The sequence below is a fragment of the Micromonospora rubida genome, assembly GCF_009908295.1.
GTDB lineage: Bacteria > Actinomycetota > Actinomycetes > Mycobacteriales > Micromonosporaceae > Micromonospora > Micromonospora rubida.
In genome coordinates, this window is sequence record NZ_JAAALO010000004.1 from 456095 (window position 1) to 479188 (window position 23094).

A 23094-nucleotide genomic window follows, 5' to 3' on the forward strand; every position below is an offset into this window, starting at 1 on the left:
TGAAAGCGTGGCCATCCGCCGCCCCATGGGCACTCTTTCTTCGAAAGTGCGTGCGGGAGCGGTCGGGTTGACGGGTCAGGGTCGGGTGACCGAGGTCAGGTAACGGGAGAGCAACTCGTGCCAGCCCGCGGTGAGCGCCTGCCGGTATCCCTCGGCGGCCTCGCCGTGCCGGTCGAAGTGCCGGTGCTCGACCTCCACTCGGGTCCGCTCTGGCCCTTCCGGCAGGAACAGCACCTCCACCTCGCTGGCCTGCGCCGGGTCGGGAACCGGCACCCGGTCCGGGCCGATCTGCCAGATGAACACCAGCCGCCGGGGCGGGTCCCAGGTGAGCACCCGACCCCAGTCGCTCCGGAAGCCGTGCGGGCCGATCTCGTAGAGCATGCCTCCGGCCCGCGGCTCGACGCCCAGCTCCGCCAGCGCCGCCGGGCCGGACCAGGTGTACTCCCGGACCCACCAGTCGGTCAGCCCGCCGGTGAACACGGCGAAGGCGCGCTCGGCGGAGGCGGGGACGAGGAGACTGCTGCGCAGCGAGTACTGTGCGACGTCCTGCCGGACGTCTGCCGGCTCGGTCATCTCCTGTCCCATAGGCCCGGACCATACCGGCTGATGCCCCAGCGTGCAGCTTCGTACGTGCCCTGAATCGGACAAGTCGCGTCCGGATTGCGGACAGTCGCGATCCACGGAAGCAAAGCGACTCCGGCCAGCGGAGGCTAGGGGGATACCGTCGCCGGAGGCACCACGGGCTGGCGGACGTCGCCCCCTTCCTTGTGACGACCATTAGCCCGCCCTCTCCTCCAGCCATCGAGCGGTCGGCCGCTCGCGTCCCCAGGCGGCCAGCGGCTGGAGTGCGTCGTTGAGGCGCATGCCGTCCTTGGTCAGCGAGTACTCGACGCGGGGCGGCACCTCGTCGTAGGAGACGCGGTGCACGACGCCGTCCGCTTCCATCTCGCGCAAGTGGGAGGCGAGCACCTTCTCGGTGATTCCCGGAAGCAGTCGGCGCAGCTCGCCGAAGCGGCGGTAGGGGTGCTCGTGGAGCGCCCAAAGGATCAGCACCTTCCACTTGCCGCCGATCACCTCCATCGCAGTGTCGATCCCGCAGGCGTGTCCGTCTGGTGCGCCCGGCCGGTTCAGCGTCGTCATGCCCCACCCCTCTGACGTGCTCGCTCACCCCGGGGTAACCACTCACTCCGAAGTGCGTACTTGATCATCTCCGGGCTTGCGACCAGCCTAATCGGCATGGCACAGAACACTGTTGAGAAGACCTCCGTCACGCTGTTGGGCCTCGGCACGATGGGCACCGCGCTGGCCCGTACCTGGGTTGCCGCCGGCCACCCGCTCACCGTCTGGAACCGCACCCCGGCCCGCGCCGCGGCGCTCGCCGCTGAGGGGGCGAGGGTCGCGGACAGCGCCGCTGAGGCGGTCGCAGCGAACGCCCTGGTCGTCGTTTGTCTGTTGGACGACGCCTCGGTCGAGGAGGTGCTGGCCGGAACCGACCTGGCCGACAGGGACCTGGTCAACCTGACCACCAGCACCCCTGCCCAGGCCCGCGCCCGCGCCGAGTGGGCCCGCGAGCGCGGCGCCCGTTACCTGGACGGCGGGATCATGGCTGTCCCTCCAATGATCGGTGTCCCAGAGGCCGGCGGCTACATCTTCTACAGCGGCTCACGGGAGCTGTTCGAGCGGCACCAGGAGGCGCTGAGCGTCCCGGCCGGCACCACCTACGTCGGCAAAGATGCGGGTTTCGCGGCCCTGCACGACGTGGCCCTGCTCAGCGCCATGTACGGGATGTTTGCCGGGGCCGCGCACGCCTTCGCCCTGATCCGCAAGGAGGACATCGACCCCGCGTCGCTCGCCCCGCTGCTCGCCGACTGGCTCGTCGCGATGGCCCCGGCAGTTCACCAGACCGCCGACCAGCTGCGCAGCGGCGACTACACCAAGGGTGTCGTCTCCAATCTCGCCATGCAGGTGGCCGGCACGCCGACCTTCCTGAGCACCGCCGAGCAGCAGGGCGTCAGCCCGGAACTGCTCAGCCCTTACTTCGAGCTGATGCGCCGCCGCCTAGCCGAAGGCAGCGGCGAGGAGGACCTGACGGGCGTGATCGACCTGCTGGTGCACTGACCGGTCGCTTGCCGCCCAGAGGCGGCCGTGCTGGTCGCAGTCCTCATTGAGTGGCTGTGACCAGCGCTTTCACACCACGCTCCAGTCCGCGTGCGAGCCCGCATGAGGCGGTACCTCGGAACAGGGATCGTTGACGCGGCGGGACAATCCGGGCTCGGGCCACCTTGTCCTGAGAGTTTCGGGGGCTCATCGGGGATCGTAAAGACCTTCTCGGCAGTTCGCAGGCCTCAAGTGATCGAACCGGCACCTGAGGGACAAGGGGGGCGGGACTACCCTGAGCAGGGCGCCGCGCTACCGAGGAAGCCGCGCCCTGCCGACGTTGGCCTCTCAAGGCTGGCCTCGGGTGTGCACGTCTCGCAGGACCGGCCGGCCCGTCGAACGGAAAGCTCCTAGCCGTCACGCCGTTCGGTTCGCGACCGGGTCGGTGGCATCCGCGAGGCGCGCCTCCCGACGTGCACCCAGGGGTGCACGTCGGGTGCACGAGCAGGAGGGCTCTTGTCGATGAATGCGTCGGATGCAACAAGAGGGCGGTGACCGCGTTTCCGCTGGTCACCGCCCTAATAGCCCGGCGAAAGGCTATGTGGCCAGGGGCGGGGTCGAACCGCCGACCTTCCGATTTTCAGTCGGACGCTCGTACCAACTGAGCTACCTGGCCGTGCCGCTCGGCTCATGGTACCCAAGAGGCGGGATCACCGCCGGCAGGGAACCTGCTCCGATACGCAGAACGCCGCGCATGGTACGCGCGGCGATCAGCGCTTGCGGTCCTGACGGGACTTGAACCCGCGACCTCCGCCTTGACAGGGCGGCGAGCACTCCAACTGCTCCACAGGACCTGGCTGGTGTTGCTCCGGCTTGCGCCGGTCGTGCCCCCAACGGGATTCGAACCCGTGCTACCGCCTTGAAAGGGCGACGTCCTGGGCCGCTAGACGATGAGGGCGGCCCCGCCATCATTGCACACTCGCAACTTCAAGCGGACTTGCTCCCATCCGGCCCCGCCGGAGGCTTCGAAAGCATACGTGACGGGCGGCCCCCGAGCCAAATCGGTATGGCCGAGGGCCCGCTCGCCCGCAAAACCGCAGGTCAGGGACGTTTCAGCTGAGCCGGACCAGCCCGTAGCGCCGCTTCAGGTCGCCGATGAGGTGGGTGCAGGCGGAGATCGTGGCGGCCCGGTTCCCGCCGCCGTCGTGCATCAGCACGATCGCGCCGGGCCGGACGGCACCCGTCACCCGACGGGTGATCGTCTGGGCGGAGGGCTTGGCCCAGTCCTGCGGATCGACGCTCCAGTGCAGCGGTCGCATGCCGAGCTGCCGGCCCGTCGCCACGACCTCCGGGGTCCACTTCCCGCCCGGCTGGCGGTAGAACGGCACCTTGGCGCCCGGCACCGCCGCCTGAATGGCGCGGTTGGTGCGTACCAGGTCGGCCCGGATCTCGGCGACCGGCCGCCGGCCGAGGTCCAGGTCGTGCCGCCAACTGTGGTTGCACAGTTGGTGGCCCTCCCGGACGATCCGCGCGATCAGCTCGGGGTGTGCCCGGGCCCGGGTGCCGATCACGCAGAAGGTGGCCTTCGCCCCGGCCCGGCGCAGCTGGCCCAGGATCTTCGGCGTCCAGACCGGGTCGGGACCGTCGTCGAAGGTCAACGCGACCGCCCGCCCGCCGCTGGTCCGGTGCAGCCCGGCCGGGAGCGTGGTGGGCTGCGGGCGCAGCCGCGGCGGGACGGCCTGGGTCGGCTTGGCCGAGGCGCTCGGCTTCGGCTTCGGTGTCTGTTTCGGCGATGTCGAGGCCGCCGGTGAGGGGGCGGCGGCCTCCGGGGAGCGGCCGGTTGTCTGCTCGCCGCAGCCGGCGAGGAACAGGATCAGGCTGATGCCGAACGCCAGGGCGGCGCGTTCACTCATCGTCACTCCGAGGGGCCGGGTACGCGGGCCACCCGACGCTAGTGGACGAAACGTGAAAACGGCCAGTGCGGTCAGTCTCCTGTCGGCCGGTCCAGGGAGTCGCGTACCGCGAGTGCGAGCGAGACCGCCTCGGCGAGGTCGACCGGGCGGACCATGCCGGCCGGCAGGGAGTCGGCCCACCAGCCCGGGCCGGCGGCCAGCACCAGCAGCGGCCGGCGCGGGCTGGCCAGCAGCACGGCGAGCTGGGCCGGGTCGGCGGTGGCCGGGGTGTGCGACCAGACCACCACGACGGCCGGGCCGGTGCGGTTGACCGCCTCGACCAGGGCCGCCGCCGGCACCCGGGCACCGAGCATCCGGTACGCCATGCCGGCCTCGGCCAGCGCGGCGGCCAGCGCCTCCAGGGGCAGGGTGTGCTGCTCCTCGTCGGCGCAGGAGAGCAGGATCCGGGCCGGACCGGCGGCCGTCCCGACCCGTGGGACAGTGGCGAGCGTCTCGGATATGCATCGGGACACCAGGTGTTCCACCTCGATCAGCCCGGCCGTGGCGGCGTGCCGCTCGCCGATGCCGACGAGCACCGGCCGCAGCAGTTCGTCCCAGGTGGCGACGACGCCGTCGGCGGCCAGGGAACGGGCGATCGCCTCGCCGATCGCCACCGAGTCCAGCCGCATGGCGGCCCGGGCCAGCCCACGGGCCGCCGGGCCGGCTCGACCGACCGGGATGGCCTGGCCACCGCCGTCGCGGACCCCCACGGGGCGGACCTCGGCGAGAGTGCCGGTGGGCACCTTGCCGGCCGGTCCCGGTGTCGGTGCCTGCCGGGCCCAGCGGGCCGCCTCGGCCGGGGTGACCCCCTCCGCGGTCAGCCTGCGCATGGTTTCCAGGCGGGCGAGGTCGACCGCCGTGTACCGCCGGTGGTGACCCGGCACGTGCTGGCTGGGGCCGAGCCCGTAGCGCTGGTGCCAGGTGCGCAGCGTGGTGACCGCGACGCCCAGTCGGCGTGCCACGGCCCCCGCGCTCAGCGCCTCATCGGCCACCCGGCCGCTCCGACGCGTCGTCCGCCGGAAGGCCGGCCGGGGCCGTGCTGGGACCGGAGACGCCCGCCGCCGGCCCGGAGGGACGCAGCAGGCGGTTCACCACCCCGCCCAGCCAGGGCGCGTACGCGCGGGGGTCGACGTCCAGGTCGGTCTCCAGCGTCGCCGGGTCGACCCAGCGCAGCTCGGCCACCTCGTCCGGGTCGGGCCGCAGGGACACGTCGGCCGGCACGTCGGCGCGCAGCACGTGGTCGTACTCGAACTCGACCCGCCCGGTGGTGGGGTCCTCCGCGTAGTAGACGTACACCCCGACCTCGGTGAGGTCGACGGGCCCGGCGCCCAGCTCCTCGCCCAGCCGCCGGTTGGCGGCCTCGACCAGCGACTCGCCCGGCGCCGGGTGGCCGCAGCACGAGTTGGCCCAGCGCAGCGGGAACCGGGTCTTGGCGGCGGCCCGGCGTTGCAGCAGCAGCCGGCCGCCCGGGTCGACCAGCAGCACCGAGAAGGCCCGGTGTAGCCGGCCCGGCGGCTGGTGGGCGGCGGCCACCGAGGCCTCGCCGTGCGCCCGTCCGGCGTCGTCGACCAGCTCGACCAGGTGGCTCTCCCGGCCGCTCACCGGACCGACCCGGTGATGCGGGCGGCGGCCAGCTTGCCGGAGATCAGGACCATCGGCACGCCGACGCCCGGTTGGGTGCCGGAGCCGACGAACACCACGTTGTCGAGCGTCCGGTGCAGGTTCGACGGGCGGAACGGGCCGGTCTGGAAGAGGCTGTGCGCCGACGCGAAGGGGGTGCCGGCCGCCATGCCCTGCTCGGCCCACTCGGCCGGGGTGACCGCGCGCAGCACCTCGACGCCGTCGCCGAAGCCGACGTACCCGCGCTCCTCCAGCGTCCCGACGAGCTGGTCGGTGTAGCGGCGGGTCAGGTCACCGCGCCAGTCGAACGGGGCCCGGTCGAGGTTGGGCACCGGGGCGAGCACGTAGTAGGTGTGGCGGCCGGCGGGGGCGACCGACGGGTCGGTGCGGCTGGGGTTGGTGACCAGCAGCGACGGGTCGGTCATCAGCTCCCCTCGCCGGATCACCTCGTCGAACGTGCCCTTCCAGGACCGTCCGAAGTGGATGTTGTGGTGGGCGATTTTCTCATAACCCTGCCGCGAGCCGACGTGCAGCACCACGCAGGACGGCGAGTAGGTGAGCCGGCGCTGCCGGGCCGGGGGGAGCAGGTCCCGGTAGGCGACCGGCAGGTCGGGGTTGAGCACCACCACGTCGGCCGGGATGAACTCGCCGTCCGTGGTGAGCACGCCGGTGGCCCGGCCGTTCGCGGTCTGCACCCGGGTCACCGTGGTGCCGTACCGGATCTGCACGCCGTGCTTCTCCGCCGCGCCGGCCATCCCCCGGGAGACCGCGTGGATGCCGCCGCGGGGGAAGTAGACCCCGGCCACCGAGTCGAGGTACGCGATGACCGCGTAGATGGCCAGCGCGTCGTGCGGGGCGAGCCCGGCGTACATCGCCTGGAAGGAGAAGATCCGCTGGGTGCGCGGGTCCCGGAAGAACTGGCCGATCTTCGTCTGGAGCCGACGGAACGCGCCGCTGGCCAGCAGCTTCAGCAGGTTGCCGGTGAGCAGGTCGGTCGGGGCGTCGAGGTTGCGCTCGATGAAGTCCGCCCGCTCCAGCCGCCACAGCTCCCGGGCGTAGTCGACGAAGCGCAGGTACCCGTCGGCCTCCCTGGGGCCGCAGACGGAGGCGATCTCGGCCGCCATCCGGGTGGTGTCGGTGATCACGTCCAGCGTCGAGCCGTCCGGGTAGTACGCCCGGTACGCCGGGTCCAGCGGCATCAGCTCGACCCAGTCGCGCAGCTCCTCGCCGACCGCGCCGAGCGCCTCGTCGATCAGTTCGGGCATGGTGAGCACGGTCGGGCCGGTGTCGAACTCGTACCCGTCGACGCCGAGCCGCCCGGCCCGGCCGCCCGGCACCGGCTCCCGCTCGACCACCGTCACCTGCCGACCGCCGCCGGCCAGGTGCAGTGCGCAGGCCAGCCCGCCGAGCCCGGCGCCGACGACCACCACCTGGTCTGTACGTCCCGTCACGGTCCGCACGCGACCACCTCCTTCGAAACGTCGCTCATCATGCCCGCCGGTCGGTGGCGGCGGTGGCGAGGCCCGTCAGCGCGGTGCGCGCGGCCCCGTCGATCGGCGCGGTGTCCAGCGCGGCCAGCGCCTCGCCGACCCGGTCGGAGATCATCCGCTCCACCCGGGCGACCGCCCCGGTGTCGGCGACCACCTGGGCCAGCCGGGACACCTCCCGGGCTCCGGTGACCGCGCCGGCCCGGCCCAGCGCCTGACGCTGCGCCGGGGTGGCGAGCTGCCGGGCCAACATCAGCAGCGCGGTCGGCTTGCCGGTGCGCAGGTCGTCGCCGGCCGGCTTGCCGGTGGCCACCGGGTCGCCGTAGACCCCGAGCAGGTCGTCGCGGAGCTGGAACGCCTCGCCGACGGCCAGGCCGTAGCGGGTGTACGCGGCGGTCAGCGGCGCGTCGGCGCCGACGCCGGCCAGGTGGGCGCCGAAGAGCAGTGGCCGCTGGACGGTGTAGCTGGCCGTCTTGTAGCGGGCCACCCGCAGCGCCCGGTCCACCGACCAGTTCGCCGCGTCGTCCTCGCCCAGGATGTCGAGGTACTGCCCGGCGATCGTCTCGACCCGCATCCGGTCGTAGCAGCGCCGGACGTCGAGCAGCCGCGCCGGCGGCACGGCGGCGCGGGACATCAGCCGGTCGGCCCAGACCATGCAGAGGTCGCCGATGAGCACGGCCACCGCCTCGCCGAACCGGTCGGGGTCGCCGACGTGCCCGGCGGCGATGTGTCGTCCGGCAGCGGCCCGGTGCACGGTCGGCCGGCCGCGCCGGGTGTCGGAGGCGTCCATCACGTCGTCGTGCACGAGTGCGAACGTGTGCAGCAGTTCCAGGGCCGCCAGGGCCGGCAGCACCGTCTGGAGTGGTTCGTCGCCGCCCGCGCCGCCCCGCCACCCCCAGTACGCGAAGGTCGGGCGGACCCGCTTGCCGCCGGCCAGCACGCAGTCGCGCGCGGTCGAGGCGAAGCCGCCCATCGCCGCGTCGATCTCGGTGAGCGAGGCGACCTCGGCGGACAGGAACGCCGCGAGGGTGTCGTCCACCCCCTGGACCAGGTCGTTGGCGAACGCGGCCAGCACGCCGCGGACCGGATCGTCCGTCGCCTCCGGCTGTGCCGGTGCGACGCGGAGCGCGTTATCCGCAACTGCGTCGTTGGCCATGTGGGCGAGCGTACCCTAGGGTTACGAGTTGCGTCGATTCCTGCGTCGATATCCGAGGAGGGCCGGTGGACGTCGACCTCACCGCTGCCTATGACCGCTGCCGTGAGCTGCACAAACGTCATGGCCGCACCTACTATCTCGCCACCCGGCTGCTTCCCGCCTGGAAACGGCGGCATGTGCACGCCCTGTACGGCTTCGCCCGGTACGCCGACGAGATCGTCGACCGCACCGAGGACCTGCCGCCCGCCGAGCGGGCCGCCCGGCTCGACGACTGGTCGGCCCGTTTCCTGACCGGGCTGCACGGCGCCCCGGTCGGCGATCCGCTGCTGCCCGCCGTGCTACACACCATCGCCGTGTTCGACCTCGACCGGGCCGACTTCGCGTCGTTTCTGCGCAGCATGGCGATGGACCTGACGGTCACCGCATACCCGACCTACGACGACCTGCTCGACTACATGGAGGGCTCGGCCGCCGTCATCGGCACCATGATGCTGCCGATCCTCGGCAGCTCCGACCCCGCCGCCGCCCGGGAGCCGGCCCGCCAGCTCGGCCTCGCCTTCCAGCTCACCAACTTCATCCGGGACGTGGCCGAGGACCTGACGCGCGGCCGGACGTACCTGCCGGACGAGGACCTCGCCAAGTTCGACGTCACCCGCGAGGACCTGCGCGCCGCCGCCGCCCGCCGCCACGCCAGCCCGAAGATCCGCGAGCTGATCGAGTACGAGGTGACCCGCGCCCAGGCCCACTACGAGGCCGCCGCCCCGGGCGTCACCCTGCTCTCGCCCGCCTCGCAGGCCTGCATGCGCACCGCGTACATGCTCTACGGCGGCATCCTCGACGAGGTGGCCGCCCAGGCCTACGACGTGTTCACCCGGCGGGCACTGGTGCCCCGGCGGCGACGGATGGCCGTCGCCGGACGCGCCCTGTTCACCCCGGCCGGCACCCCGGTCGTGGTCCCCGGGCCGGGCCGGGCCTGACGGTTGGCGGCACCTGAGCCCGGTGCCTCCTCACAGGCAGGAGTGCAGGGCCTCCACCAGCTCGTCGGCCGGCCGGCCGTCGTACCAGACGGCGAGGCCGGCCCCCGTCTCCCGGCCGGCGGCGAACAGGTCGTGGAAGCAGTCCCGGACCGGGCCGAAGCGTGCGCGCATCCGGCCACGGTAGGGGAACTACGCGGGCGCCGGCACGGCGACATGGTGCGGTGCGGTGGTCGCCGGTCGCGCGGTGCGGAATGCTGGCGGCATGGCGGAACCGGAATCGGAACTGGTGGACGTGGTCGTGGTCGGGCTCGGCGTCGGCGGTGAGGAGGTGGCCGGGCGGCTCGCCGAGGCGGGCCTCGACGTCGTCGGCATCGAGCGGAGCCTGGTCGGCGGGGAGTGCCCGTACTGGGGGTGCATCCCGAGCAAGATGATGATCCGGGCGGCGAACTCGGTCGCCGAGGCCCGGCGGGTCAACGAGTTCGCCGGCACGGCCCAGGTCCAGCCGGACTGGGCGCCGGTGGCGAAGCGGATCCGTGCGGAGGCCACCGACACCTGGGACGACCGGGTCGCCGTGGAACGGTTCACCGGCAAGGGCGGCCGGTTCGTGCGTGGCAGCGGCCGGCTCGACGGCCCCGGCCGGGTACGCGTCGGCGACCAGGTCTTCCAGGCCCGGCACGGGATCGTGCTCGGCACCGGCACCCGGCCCTCCACGCCGCCGATCGCCGGGCTCGCCGACACGCCGTACTGGACGAACCACCAGGCCGTCGAGGTCGAGGAGCTGCCCGGGTCGCTGCTCGTGCTCGGCGGCGGCGCGATCGGGCTGGAGCTGGCCCAGGTCTTCGCCCGGTTCGGGGTGGCCGTGACGGTGGTCGAGGCGGCGGACCGGGTGCTCGCCGTCGAGGAACCCGAGGCGTCCGAGGTGGCCGCCGCCGCGCTGCGCGCGGACGGGGTGCGGATCTCCACCGGGGTGAAGGCCGAGCGGGTCGACCACGACGGGCGGGTGTTCACCCTGGTCGCGGCCGGCGGCGTCGAGTTCACCGCCGAGAAGCTGCTGGTGGTGACCGGCCGGCGGGCGCACCTCGACGAGCTGGGGTTGGACGGCGTCGGAGTGGACCCGTCCCAGCGGTACCTCGCCGTCGACGACCGGATGCGCGCCGCCGAGGGCCTCTGGGCGGTCGGCGACCTGACCGGCGAGGGCGCGTTCACCCACATCGCCATGTACCAGGCGGCCATCGTGGTCGCCGACGTGCTCGACCACGTCCGGCGGGCGCGATCCGGCCCGGACGCCAGCGGCACCGCCAGCGCGGTCGGCGGCGCGGCGAGCGCGGCGAACACTGCGGGGGCCGGGATCGCCGGCGGCGTGCCGCACGCCGACTACAGGGCGCTGCCCCGGGTCACCTTCACCGACCCCGAGGTGGGCGCGGTCGGGCTGACCGAGCGGCAGGCCCGCGAGCGGGGCATCAACGTGCAGGTCGGCGTGAGTCAGCTCGGCTCGTCCACCCGGGGCTGGATCCACCGGGCCGACGGACTGATCAAGCTGATCGCCGACGCCGACCGGGGTGTACTGGTCGGCGCGACCTCGGTCGGCCCGGCCGGCGGCGAGGTGCTGTCGGGCCTGGTCGTGGCGGTGCACGCGGCGGTCCCGCTGCCCCAGCTCCGAAACATGATCTACGCGTACCCGACGTTCCACCGCGCCATCGAGGACGCCCTGCGCAACCTGAGGTAGCGCCGCCGACGGCACACACGGGCGGGGCGTTAGCATCGGCGACGGCACGATCATGTGAGGTGCCCCGCGGCTGCGGGGAGAATCGGGAAGCCGGTGGGAATCCGGCACGGGCCCGCCGCGGTGACCGGGGAGCCGCCGTCCACGCGCGTCACGCGCAGCCACTGGCCACACGGCTGGGAAGGCGGACGGTCGGGCGTCGATCCGGGAGTCCGAAGACCGGCCTCGCGTCGGTGCCCACCACCGTGGTGGGCCGAGCGCAGCGGGAGCCTGCCTGTGGACATCTACGACACCATCCACCGCCGCCGGGACGTCCGGGCCGAGTTCACCGGGGATCCGGTGCCGGCGGACATCCTGCACCGGATCCTCGACGCGGCACACGCCGCGCCCAGCGTCGGATACTCGCAGCCGTGGGACTTCGTCCTGGTCCGGGACGCCAAGACCCGCCGCCGGTTCCACGAGCACGTCCAGGTCGAGCGGGACACGTTCGCCGCGACCCTCGACGGCGAGGCGGCCGAGCGGTTCGCCCGTATCAAGATCGACGGAGTGTTGGAGTCGACCCTGTCGATCGTGGTCACCTACGACCCGGCGCGGGGTGGCCCGGCCGTCCTCGGGCGGCACGCCATCGCCGACGCCGGGCTCTACTCGGTCTGCCTGGCCATCCAGAACCTTTGGCTCGCCGCCACCGCCGAGGGTCTCGGCGTCGGCTGGGTCTCCTTCTACCGGGAGCAGTTCCTGGCCGGGCTGCTCGGCATTCCGGACGGCATCCGGCCGGTGGCGTGGCTCTGCCTCGGACCGGTCACCCACCTGGCAACCGTGCCGGACCTGGAACGGCACGGGTGGCGGCGGAAGCGTCCCCTCGTGGAGGCGGTGCACCGCGACCGTTGGTCGGCAACCGATCGGCGAACGGGTGATTCATGAAGCTCGATTACTGGGATAGCGTGACCATCACCCTCAGTCCTCAACCCGCTACGTTCGGGAGGATCTTCATGCGTGTCACCGTCCGGGTCCTGCTCGCCTCCGCCCTCACCACCCTCGGCCTGACCGTCGCCGTCGCCACCCCGGCCCTGGCCGGCGCCCCCGCGCCCTTCTGCGAGTCCGGCGCGTCGCAGTTCTACTGCGACGCCACCAGCACCGGCACGACGACCTGGACGGTCACCTGGTACTCCGGCAGCGTCGGGACCTTCACGACCGCCGGACCGACCCTCTTCGCCAGCTGCCCCTACTCCAACATCGGCCTGCCGGTGCGGGTCAACTACAGCTACTTCGACGGCAGCGTGACCCAGTACAGCGACACCGGTAGGTTCACCTGCCGCAGCGGCCCTTGGCAATAGCGGCCGGGTCCCGCGCTGCCGGCCGGTCGGCGGCGCGGGAACCCACCGCCGGCCGGTCGGCGCGCGGGACCCACTGCCGGCACCCCGGGCCGGCGACGTGCGGGTACGGGGTCGGCGGTGCCGGCCGCGTCCCCGGACGACCCGTCGACGCGTACGACGACGGGCTCGTCACCGCCGACCGGTTTGCGCCCGCTCCTGCCGGGAAGTCGGGCGGAATGCGGGCAATCTTGACGAGAATCGAACAGAACCCGGCGTTGGACGGGGTCGGGGACCGGTTGCAGCGCGCCGTCCAGGCCACCATCCGCCCGCAGCGGGTGCGCGACCTGCTGCACGGCGTCCTCCTCGGGCATCCGCTGCACCCGGCGCTGGTGCAGGTGCCGGTGGGTGCCTGGATCAGCGCCGCCGTGCTGGACCTCATGCCCGGTCAGCGTCGGGCGGCCACCGCGCTGGTCGGGCTGGGCACGGTCAGCGCACTCCCGGCGGCGATCGCCGGGCTAAACGACTGGGCGGCCCTCACCCGGGACCAGCGCCGGATCGGCCTGGTGCACGCCGCCGCCAACACCGTCGGCCTGGCCCTGTACGCAGGCTCGCTGGCGGCCCGGCTACGCGGGCGGCACGGGACCGGGCGGGCGCTGGCCTACCTCGGGCTGAACGCGGTGAGCGCGGGGGCCTACCTCGGGGGGCACCTGGCATACAAGCAGGGGGCACAGGTCAACCAGAGCGTGCCCGAGCTGCACCGCATCAGCGACGGTTGGCACCCGCTGGCGGACCTGGCCGGGCTGCCGCAGCGGAGGCTGGTCACCCGCGAGATGGACGACGTCTCGGTGATCCTCTACCGGCATGGTGACGAGGTCACCGTGATGCTGGAGCGCTGCCCGCACCAGGGCGGCCCGCTCGGCGAGGGCGAGGTCGCCGAGATCGACGGGCACGCCTGCGTGGTCTGCCCGTGGCACGGCAGCGCGTTCCGGCTCAACGGCGGCGAGGTCATGCACGGGCCGTCCGGGAACGACCAGCAGATCCTGCCGACCCGGGTGGTCGACGGGGTGTTGCAGGCCCGGCTGCCCTGATCGTTCCCGAGCCGGTCATCACCCCGCCCCCGCCGCCCGCCCTGGCGGTCCGCACTTTCACGGAATGTGTGGCCATGGCGAGCTCCGATGCCACACATTCCGTGAAAGTGCGCGCAGGGGAGGGGTGGGTGGCGGGGGCGGCCGGCGTCAGTTCCGGCGGTGCCGGCCGGAGACCAGGGACCGCGCGCCGGCGGCGGCCCGGGCGACACTCGGGCGGCGGCGCAGCCCGAGCACCGCGCCGATCTGCGCCCCGACGATGCTGGCCACGGCGAGCACCGCCGAGACCGCGAGCGGGCGGTTCAACTGGTCCTCCTCGCTCGCCCGGGACGCCCCGGCGGCCATCGCCGGCTGTGACCCGGAGGGCGGCTGGCCCACCTGCTGGGTGTCGCGGGTCGACTCGGCCGACGGCTGGGTGGTCGACGGCGCGGGTGCCGGGCGGGTGGCCCGCGGCGTCGCGGGCGGCGTCGTCGCCGGGGTCGCGGGCGCTTCGGCGGCCGGCGGGGTGGCCGGGGCCGCCGGCGGGGGAGTGACCGCGCCGCCGGGGGCAGGGGTCGTGGGCCGGGCCACCAGCCGGCCGGTGGCGTGCGTACGGGTCCCGGCGTCGCCCGCGCCGTCGGGCAGCCTGATGAGCTGCCCCGGGCGGATCCGGTCGGGGTCGTGCAACCGGTTCAGCCTTGCCACGTCCCGGTACCGGTCGAAGTCGTCGAGGTAGCGCTCGGCGACCTCGCCCAGGTAGTCGCCCTTCGCCACCCGGTACACCACCGGCTCCACCGGCTCGGGGAGCTGGGCCGCCGTGGTGACCACGACCGGCGACGCTGTCCGCGCGTGGGCCGGGAGCGTGGCGCTGACCGGCCGAGCCACCGGGGCCGCCGCGGCGACGGCCGGCTGCGCCACCGTCGGGTACGGGCCGGCCAGCACCGTCGCGGCGCTGGCCGCCGCCGGGCTCGCCGCGATGATCAGGGCCACCGAACCGACCAGCGCAGCCGCGGCCCGCTGCTGCCGGCTGATCCCGGGCAGCCGGGGTGCCGGCCGGCGCAGCGACTGCGCGCCCAGCTCCACGAGCACCGAGAAGGCGAAGGTGGCCCAGCCGAACCAGCCGACCAGGGCCAGCACCCGCAGGAAGAGCTGGCCGTCGTCCCTGCTGGTCAGCGTGGCGCCGATCTCGGCGAGGGTGGGCACGTGGTCGGGGAGCGGGTTGCCGGCGAACGCGAGCAGCGCCACCGGCCCCCCGACCAGCACCGCGATCAGCACGACCAGCGCGCCGAACCCGGTGAGGACCTGTCCGGTCCGCCGTGCGGCGGAGCGACCCGGTACGGCCATGGCGTTCCTTCCCTTCCTACGGGTCCTCGGTGAGGGCCCGCGCGGTGGCCTCACCGGAGACGGTGACGGTGTTGCCGAAGCCGAAGAAGCCGAGCATGTACCGGTCGTAGGTGACCGTGACGCGTACCCGCACGAGGGTCTCCCCGCCGACGACCGGGAACTCGACGGAGGAGGCGGTCACCTCCGTCGCGGCGAGGTAACTGTTCACGGCGGCCCTGGCGGCCACCTGGTCGATCACCTTGGGCCCGCCCTCGATGGCCTTCGCCCGGTCGATGGACTGGCCGCCGGTCCGGGCCGCCTCCGCGGCCAGGTTGTCGGCCCGCTGCATGGACCGCAGCTGACCGGCACCGTCGAAGGCCAGCCCGATGATCGCGAGGACGCCGATCATCCCCGCCGCGAGGAACAGGCTGACCCGGCCGTGGTCGCCACGCAGCCGGCGGGCGACGGCATGAGCAGACCCCGCACCGTCCCGGGTTCGGGAACCGGGCCTGATCGGTGCGCTCATCACACGCCACCCGCACCCGGGTTCGCCGCAGAACCCGCTGCTGTAGTCCCGAACCCGAGAGTTCTGCTCCGGTAGCGGTCCAGCGGGGAGGTGAACGCGGCCGAGACCGTCCGGGTCGCCGGCATCGCCGGCAGCAGCGACAGGTCGATGTCGGCGAAGGAGACCGTGCAGGCCACCCGCACGGTGACGGCGGCGGGCTGGCCGGGATCGCTGGCGAAGGCCGCGTCGAAGCTGACCGTATCCCCGCCAACGGAGCCGCTGAAGGTGAGCGTGGGCTGGCCTGCGCAGTTCGCCCGCTGCCAGTCGAGCTGGTTGCTCGCGGCGGCCCGGGCCTGCCGCCGGGCGGTGGTGGCGTCCCGGGAGATGGAGGCGGCCCGGGCGGCATCGTGCGCCGCCGACTCGATCGCCTCCTGGGCGATCGCCGTACGCCCGGCCACGCCGGCCAGCACGAGCAGCGCGAGAAACGCCGGGGCGAGCACGGCCACCTCGACGGCGACCGAACCGCGATCGTCCCGCCTCGGGCGGTGGGCGGCGTTCGGATCGACGCCGGGGCGGCGTCGGGCGCGGACCGCGTCCCGCGCGTGCCGCAGGAGCCGGGCTACCCGGATTCGGCGCCGGTCGTCGTCCGGCACCTCACGTCTCCGCATGCCGCTCATCCCGCCGTCCACCGTTCGACCGTGCCGTGGGCGGTCTGCCGCACCGGGAAGCTCACCCAGGGGACGACCGAGAGGGCGGTGCCGGTCACCGTGCAGGTCACCTCGGTGGCGCCCGTCACGCAGTCGGGCCCCGGCGAGTCCCAGCCGACCAGCCAGTCGCCGGCCGAGGTGAGGAAGTCGGTCGCCCGCTGTTCCCCGGCCCCATCGGGAGCGCGCAGGACGCGCTGGGCGTTGACCGCGCTCTGCGCGGCGTTCAGCGCGGTGGCCCGGGCGACGAACCAGGCGGCGGCCTGGATCGAGGCGAAGAGCAGCACCAGGATCGCCGGCATCACGACGGCCAGCTCCACCGGGTTGGCGCCCCGCTCGGCCCCGCCGCCGGCGAGTCTCCCCCGGGCCCCGGCCAGCAGCCCCCGGGGCGCCTCCCCGGATGGCCGCCGTACGCCGTCGCGCGCCCGCCCCGGCGCGCGCAGGCCGGTGGGCCGGTCGGCGGGTGCCGACCGGCTCCGGTCCGTGCGTGCGGGGCGACCCGTCACGGCCTCGGCGCCTGCGGGGCGGTGTTGTTCGGGATGGCGCTCATCCAGTCGTTGGCCTTGGCCAGGGCGAGGCCGGTGACCGCCATGGCGACGGCGACCAGGCCGAAGATGATCACGGCGGTCGGCACCGGGCTGTCGCCGCGCTCGCCGTCGCGGCGCAGCTCGGTCAGCCGCGTCGTCAACGCGATGTGCAGATAGGCGATGAGTTGCATGACATGCTCCTTCGAACTGGGGACGGGTTTCACAACCGGGCGAGGAACGGGTAGACGGCGAAGCCGAGCAGCACGAAGACCAGCAGCGAGCCGGGGATGTCCAGCCGGCTGGTGACCCCCTCGGCGCGGGCCAGGTTGTCGGTGCGGATCTGGTCGCGCAGCGAGTCGGCCCTGCTGCGCAGCGTCTCGTGCACCTGCGCCCCCTCGCTGCCCGAGGAGCGCATGATCGCCCCGACGTCGCCCAGCTCCGGGATGCCGATCTTGTCGGCCAGCTCGCGCAGCTCGTCCCAGGGCGAGTGCATCTGCATCTGGGCGATCCGCAGGGACTCCCGGATCCGGTCGAAGACCCAGCCGTCGCAGACCGCCGCGGCCCGCTCCAGGGCCTGCACCGGGCCGTGCGCGGCGGAGAGCTGCAACGCCACCAGGTCCAGGTAGGTGCAGACCGCCTGGCGGAACTCGTCCCGGGCGGCGTCCGCGCGGGCCAGCACGCTGCGGTGCGCCAACAGGGCGGCGACCAGCGCCATCCCCAGGCTCCCCAGCAGCGGTACGAACACCGGCACGGACACCCCGCCGAGGAAGAGCACCGCACCGGCCAGGGTCGGGGTGGCCAGGCCGACCAGCGCGGAGAGCAACAGGGACAGGGCGTACTGCTCCGGGGTGCGGTCGATCAGGGCGAGCTGCCGGTGCGGCGGACGCAGCCAGCGGGCCAGCCCGCCGACCCAGTCGAGGCGCTGCCCACCGTTCGCGGCGGCCCGGCCGGTGCCCGGCGGCTGGTGCAGCCGACGCAGCGCGGGGCCGAGCGCCGGGGCGGCCGGCAGCGCCTCCCGGACCACCAGGAAGACCCCGAGCCCCACCGCCGCGCCGCCGCAGACGGCGATGGTGAGCTGCCAGTTGAGGATCACCGGCGCCTCCTTCCGTTCGCGACTGCGGGGCTCGCAGGCTCACTCACGCGATCGCCTCCGTCGGGTCGGGGGCGGGCAGGAACCGCGCCGGCCGGGGCGGCTGGCTCATCGCCCGCACCCAGGCCAGCAGCCCGATGAACGCCCCGCCGAGCACGGCCATCACGAGCTGCCCCGTCGGAGTGCCGTACGGGCGGATGTACTCGGTGTTGACCAGGCCGTACGCCAGGGTCAGCAGGGTCATCCCGGTGAGGAACCGGACCGCGAACCGTGGCTGGGTGCGCTTGGCCTCGATCTCCCGGCGGGTGGACACCTCGGCGCCGGCCGCGCCCGCGATGGAGCCCAGCACGTCGCCGAGCCGCTCGCCCCGGTCGGTCAGGTGCAGGATCAGCGCCGCCACCACCTGGTCGCAGACCGGGTCCCCGATCTCGTCGGCGAACGCGAGCAGGGCCATCCGGGCCTGCCAGCCGGCCTGGAGCCGGGCGGCGAGCAGCCGAACCTCCTCCGCGATCTCCTCGGGTGCGGTGGCGATGGTGCCGAGGATGGCCTGCTGGAGGCCCTGACCCGTGGACGAGACGTCCTTGAGTCGGCGGGTCCACTCGCCGACCGCCTCGATCCGGGCGATGGCCCGCTGCTCGGCGCGGCCGACCGCGAACAGCCACGGCGTGCCGGGCACCGCCACGGCGACCAGCAGGCCGACCACCGGCAGCCCGGTGAGCAGGAACGCCAGCGCGCCGCCGAGCACCGCGCCGCCGAGCAGCACCTGGTGGTTGCGCTGTTCTCGGACGGTGGTGCCGGAGCCGAGCCAGAGCCGGCGCAGCCCGCCCCCCGGGCCCGCTCCCGGCGCCGGGCCCGCGGGTCGGGTGGTGCCGACCAGCGCCACCACCGCCAGCACCAGGCCGGCGACGCACGCCGCGCCGGACACCACGGCGATCAGCTCGATGTTCGGGGTCACCGGGTCACCGGCCTGCCGCCGAGCCGGCTGTGCCGGGGACGCTGCCACGCCCCGGCCCCGGCCTCGATCCACCGACCCAGCAGCCGGGCGTCATAGCCCACCCGCAGGAGCTGGTCGCGGACGCGTTCGGGCAGGTGACGGGGGACGGCCCGGCCGTCCGGCCCCGGGCCGAAGACGCTGGTGGTGGTGATCCGGCTGCCCTCGCCGACCCCGATCACCTCCTCCACGTGGGAGACGAAGCGGTACTTGCGGCCACCGATCGCGGTCTCGTCCTCGACGGTGACGTAGACGATCAGGTCGAGGGCGTTGCCGGCCATCCGGCGGGCCTGGTCGACGGTCATCTCCCGGCCGTGCGCCAGCGCCAGCTCGACGATCCGCTCGCCCACCCCGCCCGGGCTGCGGGCGTGGATGGTGCACATCGATCCGCGGCTGGTGGTCATCGCCTGGAGCATCGGCACGATCTCCCGGGACCGCACCTCGCCGACGATGATCCGCAGCACGCCCATCCGCAGCGACACCGGGATCAGGTCGGCGATGCTCACCTCGCCGGCCGGGCGGCCGTCCAGCCCGCGCTCGCCGTGCCCCTCCCGGGCCTCGAAGCTCATCACCGCCCGGTGCTTGTGCCCCCGGCGGGCGGGCAGCAGCTCCCGGCTCTCCTCCAGCAGCACGTACGGCTCGTCGGCCGGGATCTCGTCCATCAGCGCCCGGATCACGGTGGTCTTCCCCGCCCCGGCCAGCCCGGCGACCATGATGTTCAGCCCGGCCCGCATGGACGCCCGCAGGAAGTCGCGCAGCAGCGGGTCGATCATCTCGTCCAGGTCGCCCCGGCTGCCGGCGATGTCGTCGAGGCTCACCTCAAGGGTGTTGTGCTTGCGGATCACCGCGTACGGGCGGTGGCTGACCAGGAAAACGGCGGCCAGCCGGCTGCCGTCGGGCAGTTGCAGGTCCAGGGTGGGCTTCGAGGTGGACAGGGACCGCTCGGTCGCCCCGGCCCGGCGGGCCGCCGCCTGGAGGATCTCCACCAGCTCGGCGTCGCTGTCGGCGATCGGGTCGGCCCAGTCGAACCCGCCGCCGTGCCGGGTGATGCGCACCTGGTCGCAGCCGAGGATGTGCACCTCCTCGATGGTGTCGTCGACCAGCAGCGTCTGGAGCCGCCCGAGGCCGACCAGCTCGGCGGTCACCTGGTCGAGCAGCAGCCGCTCCTCCCCGGCGGGCATCGGGGTGCCGGCCCGGCGGACCGCGTCGGCGTACTCGGCGACCACCGCGACGGCGAGGCGGGCCCGCTCGACGTCCTCGGCGTCGGCGTCGAACTCCCGGCCGCGCTGCCACAGCGTGAGCCGTTCACTCAGCTCCCGGCGCAGCTCCCGGACGACGGCGAAGTCGACCCGGGGCCGGGGCGGCGTCGGCGGGACGGGCGGGGTCGCCGCCGGCGTGACGGGCGACGGCGGGGCGGCGCCCACCGGCGGGGCGGGCTGCTGGTGTCGCCCGTTCGGGGCCGGCGGCAGCGGCGGGGCGATGGAGGTCGCGCCCGGCTGCTGCGGGACCCGGGGGTCGTGCGACACCGGCTCAAACCGCATCCGGCACCCCTTGGGCGGCCGGCCAGGCCAGCCGGGCCCGGCGGCGGTCCAGTAGCGCCCGGATCGGCACCTCCAGGGCGCCGGCCGCGCGCATCAGCGGCCGGCCGGCCCGCACGGTGCCGCCGAGGGTGAGCACCTGCGCGGTACGGGGATCCTCCGGCAGCCGCGCGATCACCGGCAGCCGCAGCGCCTTGCTGATCTCGCCGCGCCCGTGTCCGTCGCCGATCGGCAGCAGCCGTAGCGTGCCGGGCGGCACCCGGTGCTCGGTGAAGTCCCGCTCGACCGCCCGGATCATGGACCGGGTGGCGGAGAGATCGGGCAGCTTCGCCCGGGTGACCAGCAGGACCACGGCGGCGGCGCGCAGGATCGGCCACGGCGGGCCGGCCACCTGGAGTCGCCCGCAGTCGACGAGCACGTCGTACGGGGGTTGGCCGCGCTCCAGGTCGAGGAAGAAGTCGGCGAACCGGTGCCAGAGCGGGGTGACGCTACCGGCCTGCGCCGGGTCCACGACGCCGGGCAGCAGCAGCCGCTCCCGGCGGGGCGCGTCGAGGTCGACGAGCTGGGACCAGAACGCGGACTCCAGGCTCCCGTCGCGCAGCTCCCCGACGGCCAGCTCGCCGATGCCCCGGGGGCCGTCCAGCGTCCCGCCGAGGTAGCCGGCGAGGACCGACCCGCCGGACGGGTCGCACTCGGCGAGCACCAGCCGTCGGTGCCAGGTCAGGGCGCAGGCCAGCGCGGTCGTGGTGACGCCCGGTGAGCCCTTGGCCGAGACCAGCGCGATGATCGCCATGGTCAGGCCGCCCCGGTCAGCACGACCGCGATCCGGTCCTGGGCGGCCAGCGCCACGATGGCTGGCACGTCCCGGGCGGTGAGCGCCACGTAGACCACGACGCTGCTGCTGCTCGGCGTGGCCGTGTCGATCACGGTGGCCTCGAACCGGGTGCTGCCGGCGCTCTGCCCGTTGGCGTTGCGGTTCGGGGTGCTGACCAGCAGCACCCGGTCGCCGGGGTGCAGCCGCTTCGCCGGCACCTGGCCCGGGGAGAGGTCGAGGGAGATCTGCTGCTGGCCGGGGCCGAGCAGCGGGTCATCGGTGAGCTGGGCGGGGGTGAGCAGGGTGCCCGGGGCCAGTGCGACGGCCGCCCGCTTGCCGACCACCTCGTTGAGCTGTCCAGCCGGCACCGGCCGCAGCCCCTGTCCGCCGGCCACCTGCACGGTGACCAGGTCGTCGGCGCTGAGCGTCCGGCCCACCTCTACCGGCCGGGCCACCGCGAGGTAGCTGCCGGTGGCCCGGACGGAGGTGACCGCGAACGCCGCGCCGAGGCCGCCGAGGGCGATCAGCAGCACCGCGAGGCCGAGCAGGCCGGGGCGGACCCGGCGCTGCCGGAGCACCTTGGGCGGGGCGATGGGGGCGTCCACCGGCCCCGTGCCGTTGCGCGTCGCCAGACTCACCTGGTCACCACCTGAAGCTCGTCGATCTCGATCTGGACCGTGCCGCTGGTCCGGGTCTGGGGGATGTCGCCGCTCTGGTCACCGCCGACCCAGTGCACGTTCCAGAAGGTGGTGGCGCTGACCTGGTACGTGTCGGCCCTGGTGTAGCCGCTGTGGTAACCGCAGTCGGGGGAGGGGCCGCCGGCCTGCGGGCCGTCCGCCGCGTACGGGGTGCCGGGGCCGTCGCACTCGACCTGCTTGCCGTTGTCCATGTCCCAGACGATCCGGTCCACCCTGGCGGTGATGGTCACCGTCAGCCCTCGGTCGGAGGCCGAGGCGGTCAGCGGGCCGAAGTAGTCGTCACCCGGGCTGGCCCACATCCACACCGGCAGGCCGACCAGGCCGGGGCCCTTGCTCTTGCGCGGGGCGACCGCCGCCCGGGGTGGGAGCAGCGAGATCGAGGCGAGCGCCCGGCGGGCCAACTCCTCCGGGTCGGGCGGGGTGCCGTAGCCGGGCGGCGGGGCGTCCCGCAGTTCCGGGTGCAGGGTGCCGAGGTCCCCGCCTTCGCAGGTGACCTGGTACCACTGCTTGCCCTCGGGGGTGCCCGGCCGCTGCGGCTGCTCCAGCTTGTAGTAGCAGCCGTTGTCGTTGTTGAACCAGCCGAGGATGGCGTCGTAGCAGGGGATGACCTTGCCGCCCCACTGGCACTTGCCGGCCGGCCCGTCGTTGCCGCCCCCGCCGCCGGGGTTCCCGCCGCCACCGCCCGGGGTGCCCGGGTCGTCGTCCCAGATGTTGCAGTCGTTCTGGCCGATGGGGCACTCCACCCCGCCACCCCGGGCCGCCGCCGCGACGGTGGCGGTGGGCGGGGCAGCCGCGACCGCGAGCACGAGGGCCAGGCCGATCCCGGCGAGCAGCCGTCCGGGTCGCGGATCGCGGAGCCGGCGGTGGGCGGACCGTGGACGCTCCGGCGGTGCGCCGGACCCGCCCGGCGCGGCGGCGGTACGCCCGCCCCGGGTCAGCACGGCTGGTCCTCGTGGGCGGCGCCGGAGCTGATCAGCCAGCGGCCGTCCGCATACCGGGTGGCCGTCGCGGTGGCCAGGTGCCGCCCGCCGCCCGAGCCGGGCACCACCTTCTTCGTCTTCGTGTAGACCAGCCGGTAGCCGGTGGCGTCCACACAGTCCTGGATCTCCACTGTGGCCGGGACGCCATCCAGGCTCACGGAGGTGACGGTGGGATCGGAAACGAGCGTTCCGGTACGCATGGCACCGTGCTCCTTCGCGTCGCGAATTGCCAGTCGGACCCGGGTCAGCAATGGATCTGCCAGGAACCTGGTCAATTCCGGGTGGAACGGATCGCTTCGCCGGCTCGCCGCCCGGGACGCCGCGAGATATCCGGAATAGGCGGTGAGCGCCGATTCTCGGGCCGCCCGTTCCTCTGCCGCGGATTGGGCCGGGGTCGTCTTCGGTGGTGCCGACAGGGGCTGCGCTGTGGCCTCGGGTTCCGTGCCGCAGGCGGCGACCGGGCCGGTTGCCAGGGCTGCGACCAGGAAGATCATCCATCGGCCGGGGTGCTGTGCTCGCAACGCCGCGCCTCCTT

At 74.0% G+C, this 23094-nt stretch carries 26 protein-coding genes, 3 tRNA genes and 1 riboswitch; of the genes, 6 read left to right on the top strand and 23 right to left on the bottom strand.

Going from position 1 to position 23094, the window contains the following annotated elements:
• Positions 1-75 precede the first annotated feature (75 nt).
• Both GVV04_RS16470 and GVV04_RS16475 read right to left on the bottom strand, forming a co-directional pair.
• On the bottom strand, positions 76-585 hold the full coding sequence (locus GVV04_RS16470; protein ID WP_161688911.1) for an SRPBCC family protein: 510 nt from the start codon (positions 583-585) through the stop codon (positions 76-78).
• Between the two features lie 192 nt (positions 586-777).
• Complete coding sequence (locus GVV04_RS16475; protein ID WP_161688912.1) at positions 778-1140, bottom strand: winged helix-turn-helix transcriptional regulator; 363 nt, start codon at positions 1138-1140, stop codon at positions 778-780.
• 96 nt (positions 1141-1236) lie between these two features.
• On the opposite strand from GVV04_RS16475, the gene GVV04_RS16480 reads away from it, so the two are divergent.
• On the top strand, positions 1237-2118 hold the full coding sequence (locus GVV04_RS16480; RefSeq protein ID WP_161688913.1) for an NAD(P)-dependent oxidoreductase: 882 nt from the start codon (positions 1237-1239) through the stop codon (positions 2116-2118).
• A gap of 581 nt (positions 2119-2699) precedes the next feature.
• On the opposite strand, the gene GVV04_RS16485 is transcribed toward GVV04_RS16480, so the two are convergent.
• The 8 genes from GVV04_RS16485 to GVV04_RS16520 form a co-directional block, all read right to left on the bottom strand.
• Positions 2700-2773, bottom strand: a tRNA-Phe gene (locus GVV04_RS16485).
• A 104-nt stretch (positions 2774-2877) separates the two neighbouring features.
• Positions 2878-2951, bottom strand: a tRNA-Asp gene (locus tag GVV04_RS16490).
• 31 nt (positions 2952-2982) lie between these two features.
• A tRNA-Glu gene (locus GVV04_RS16495) sits at positions 2983-3055 on the bottom strand.
• Positions 3056-3209: 154 nt separating this feature from the next.
• A complete protein-coding gene (locus tag GVV04_RS16500; protein WP_161688914.1) occupies positions 3210-4010 on the bottom strand; it encodes a polysaccharide deacetylase family protein in 801 nt (266 codons plus the stop codon).
• Positions 4011-4081: 71 nt separating this feature from the next.
• On the bottom strand, positions 4082-5041 hold the full coding sequence (locus GVV04_RS16505) for a MerR family transcriptional regulator (protein WP_161688915.1): 960 nt from the start codon (positions 5039-5041) through the stop codon (positions 4082-4084).
• Positions 5031-5651, bottom strand: a complete 621-nt coding sequence (gene idi, locus GVV04_RS16510; protein ID WP_161688916.1) for an isopentenyl-diphosphate Delta-isomerase — start codon at positions 5649-5651, stop codon at positions 5031-5033. The genes GVV04_RS16505 and idi overlap by 11 nt, the downstream gene beginning before the upstream one ends.
• Positions 5648-7129, bottom strand: a complete 1482-nt coding sequence (gene crtI / locus GVV04_RS16515; protein WP_161688917.1) for a phytoene desaturase family protein — start codon at positions 7127-7129, stop codon at positions 5648-5650. Before crtI ends, idi begins: the two co-directional genes overlap by 4 nt.
• Positions 7130-7157: 28 nt before the next feature.
• Positions 7158-8312: a polyprenyl synthetase family protein gene (locus GVV04_RS16520; protein ID WP_161688918.1), complete on the bottom strand. Its 1155-nt coding sequence runs from the start codon at positions 8310-8312 to the stop codon at positions 7158-7160.
• A gap of 65 nt (positions 8313-8377) precedes the next feature.
• Between GVV04_RS16520 and GVV04_RS16525 the strand changes: the two genes are divergently transcribed.
• Complete coding sequence (locus GVV04_RS16525; RefSeq protein WP_161688919.1) at positions 8378-9289, top strand: phytoene/squalene synthase family protein; 912 nt, start codon at positions 8378-8380, stop codon at positions 9287-9289.
• Between the two features lie 30 nt (positions 9290-9319).
• Here the strand turns inward: GVV04_RS16525 and GVV04_RS16530 are convergent, their stop codons facing one another.
• Positions 9320-9460 (bottom strand): hypothetical protein, encoded by a 141-nt coding sequence (locus GVV04_RS16530; protein ID WP_235966238.1) that lies wholly within the window; start codon positions 9458-9460, stop codon positions 9320-9322.
• Between the two features lie 91 nt (positions 9461-9551).
• On the opposite strand from GVV04_RS16530, the gene GVV04_RS16535 reads away from it, so the two are divergent.
• The 4 genes from GVV04_RS16535 (at position 9552) to GVV04_RS16550 (ending at position 13413) form a co-directional block, all read left to right on the top strand.
• Complete coding sequence (locus GVV04_RS16535; RefSeq protein WP_161688920.1) at positions 9552-11015, top strand: dihydrolipoyl dehydrogenase family protein; 1464 nt, start codon at positions 9552-9554, stop codon at positions 11013-11015.
• Positions 11016-11055: 40 nt separating this feature from the next.
• Positions 11056-11254: riboswitch (cobalamin riboswitch) on the top strand.
• A gap of 34 nt (positions 11255-11288) precedes the next feature.
• On the top strand, positions 11289-11933 hold the full coding sequence (gene bluB, locus GVV04_RS16540) for a 5,6-dimethylbenzimidazole synthase (RefSeq protein ID WP_161688921.1): 645 nt from the start codon (positions 11289-11291) through the stop codon (positions 11931-11933).
• Between the two features lie 68 nt (positions 11934-12001).
• The gene (locus GVV04_RS16545) at positions 12002-12346 is read left to right on the top strand and encodes a hypothetical protein (protein ID WP_161688922.1); all 345 of its coding nucleotides are present in this window, start codon (positions 12002-12004) and stop codon (positions 12344-12346) included.
• Between the two features lie 215 nt (positions 12347-12561).
• The gene (locus GVV04_RS16550; protein WP_161688923.1) at positions 12562-13413 is read left to right on the top strand and encodes a DUF2231 domain-containing protein; all 852 of its coding nucleotides are present in this window, start codon (positions 12562-12564) and stop codon (positions 13411-13413) included.
• A gap of 147 nt (positions 13414-13560) precedes the next feature.
• Here GVV04_RS16550 and GVV04_RS16555 read toward each other — a convergent pair whose 3' ends face one another.
• From GVV04_RS16555 to GVV04_RS16610, 12 genes are all read right to left on the bottom strand, one after another.
• Positions 13561-14733, bottom strand: a complete 1173-nt coding sequence (locus GVV04_RS16555; RefSeq protein WP_161688924.1) for a LysM peptidoglycan-binding domain-containing protein — start codon at positions 14731-14733, stop codon at positions 13561-13563.
• A gap of 16 nt (positions 14734-14749) precedes the next feature.
• Positions 14750-15121 carry a hypothetical protein gene (locus GVV04_RS16560; protein ID WP_235966343.1) on the bottom strand — a complete coding sequence of 124 codons (372 nt, stop codon included), beginning with the start codon at positions 15119-15121 and terminating at the stop codon, positions 14750-14752.
• Positions 15122-15237: 116 nt separating this feature from the next.
• Positions 15238-15828 (bottom strand): TadE/TadG family type IV pilus assembly protein, encoded by a 591-nt coding sequence (locus GVV04_RS16565; RefSeq protein WP_407938816.1) that lies wholly within the window; start codon positions 15826-15828, stop codon positions 15238-15240.
• A gap of 62 nt (positions 15829-15890) precedes the next feature.
• Complete coding sequence (locus GVV04_RS16570) at positions 15891-16301, bottom strand: TadE/TadG family type IV pilus assembly protein (protein WP_235966346.1); 411 nt, start codon at positions 16299-16301, stop codon at positions 15891-15893.
• Positions 16302-16423: 122 nt separating this feature from the next.
• Positions 16424-16639 carry a hypothetical protein gene (locus GVV04_RS16575; protein WP_161688928.1) on the bottom strand — a complete coding sequence of 72 codons (216 nt, stop codon included), beginning with the start codon at positions 16637-16639 and terminating at the stop codon, positions 16424-16426.
• Between the two features lie 29 nt (positions 16640-16668).
• Positions 16669-17538: a type II secretion system F family protein gene (locus GVV04_RS16580; RefSeq protein ID WP_161689421.1), complete on the bottom strand. Its 870-nt coding sequence runs from the start codon at positions 17536-17538 to the stop codon at positions 16669-16671.
• A gap of 46 nt (positions 17539-17584) precedes the next feature.
• Entirely contained in the window at positions 17585-18541 is a 957-nt protein-coding gene (locus GVV04_RS16585) for a type II secretion system F family protein (RefSeq protein WP_407938807.1), read from the bottom strand.
• Complete coding sequence (locus GVV04_RS16590) at positions 18490-20070, bottom strand: CpaF family protein (protein ID WP_161688930.1); 1581 nt, start codon at positions 20068-20070, stop codon at positions 18490-18492. The genes GVV04_RS16585 and GVV04_RS16590 overlap by 52 nt, the downstream gene beginning before the upstream one ends.
• Positions 20060-20860, bottom strand: a complete 801-nt coding sequence (locus GVV04_RS16595) for a P-loop NTPase family protein (RefSeq protein WP_161688931.1) — start codon at positions 20858-20860, stop codon at positions 20060-20062. The genes GVV04_RS16590 and GVV04_RS16595 overlap by 11 nt, the downstream gene beginning before the upstream one ends.
• Before the next feature lie 2 nt (positions 20861-20862).
• Positions 20863-21519, bottom strand: a complete 657-nt coding sequence (locus GVV04_RS16600) for an SAF domain-containing protein (protein ID WP_161688932.1) — start codon at positions 21517-21519, stop codon at positions 20863-20865.
• Positions 21516-22412 carry a hypothetical protein gene (locus GVV04_RS16605; RefSeq protein ID WP_161689423.1) on the bottom strand — a complete coding sequence of 299 codons (897 nt, stop codon included), beginning with the start codon at positions 22410-22412 and terminating at the stop codon, positions 21516-21518. The genes GVV04_RS16600 and GVV04_RS16605 overlap by 4 nt, the downstream gene beginning before the upstream one ends.
• Before the next feature lie 101 nt (positions 22413-22513).
• Entirely contained in the window at positions 22514-23053 is a 540-nt protein-coding gene (locus tag GVV04_RS16610; protein WP_161689422.1) for a hypothetical protein, read from the bottom strand.
• Between the last annotated feature and the right edge of the window lie 41 nt (positions 23054-23094).

Coding starts and splice junctions, on each gene's coding strand:
- GVV04_RS16470 (WP_161688911.1), bottom strand. CDS start 585: ATGGGACAGGAGATGACCGAGCCGGCAGACGTCCGGCAGGACGTCGCA.
- GVV04_RS16475 (WP_161688912.1), bottom strand. CDS start 1,140: ATGACGACGCTGAACCGGCCGGGCGCACCAGACGGACACGCCTGCGGG.
- GVV04_RS16480 (WP_161688913.1), top strand. CDS start 1,237: ATGGCACAGAACACTGTTGAGAAGACCTCCGTCACGCTGTTGGGCCTC.
- GVV04_RS16500 (WP_161688914.1), bottom strand. CDS start 4,010: ATGAGTGAACGCGCCGCCCTGGCGTTCGGCATCAGCCTGATCCTGTTC.
- GVV04_RS16520 (WP_161688918.1), bottom strand. CDS start 8,312: ATGGCCAACGACGCAGTTGCGGATAACGCGCTCCGCGTCGCACCGGCA.
- GVV04_RS16530 (WP_235966238.1), bottom strand. CDS start 9,460: ATGCGCGCACGCTTCGGCCCGGTCCGGGACTGCTTCCACGACCTGTTC.
- GVV04_RS16535 (WP_161688920.1), top strand. CDS start 9,552: ATGGCGGAACCGGAATCGGAACTGGTGGACGTGGTCGTGGTCGGGCTC.
- GVV04_RS16545 (WP_161688922.1), top strand. CDS start 12,002: ATGCGTGTCACCGTCCGGGTCCTGCTCGCCTCCGCCCTCACCACCCTC.
- GVV04_RS16550 (WP_161688923.1), top strand. CDS start 12,562: ATGCGGGCAATCTTGACGAGAATCGAACAGAACCCGGCGTTGGACGGG.
- GVV04_RS16555 (WP_161688924.1), bottom strand. CDS start 14,733: ATGGCCGTACCGGGTCGCTCCGCCGCACGGCGGACCGGACAGGTCCTC.
- GVV04_RS16560 (WP_235966343.1), bottom strand. CDS start 15,121: ATGATCGGCGTCCTCGCGATCATCGGGCTGGCCTTCGACGGTGCCGGT.
- GVV04_RS16575 (WP_161688928.1), bottom strand. CDS start 16,639: ATGCAACTCATCGCCTATCTGCACATCGCGTTGACGACGCGGCTGACC.
- GVV04_RS16590 (WP_161688930.1), bottom strand. CDS start 20,070: ATGCGGTTTGAGCCGGTGTCGCACGACCCCCGGGTCCCGCAGCAGCCG.
- GVV04_RS16595 (WP_161688931.1), bottom strand. CDS start 20,860: ATGGCGATCATCGCGCTGGTCTCGGCCAAGGGCTCACCGGGCGTCACC.
- GVV04_RS16610 (WP_161689422.1), bottom strand. CDS start 23,053: ATGATCTTCCTGGTCGCAGCCCTGGCAACCGGCCCGGTCGCCGCCTGC.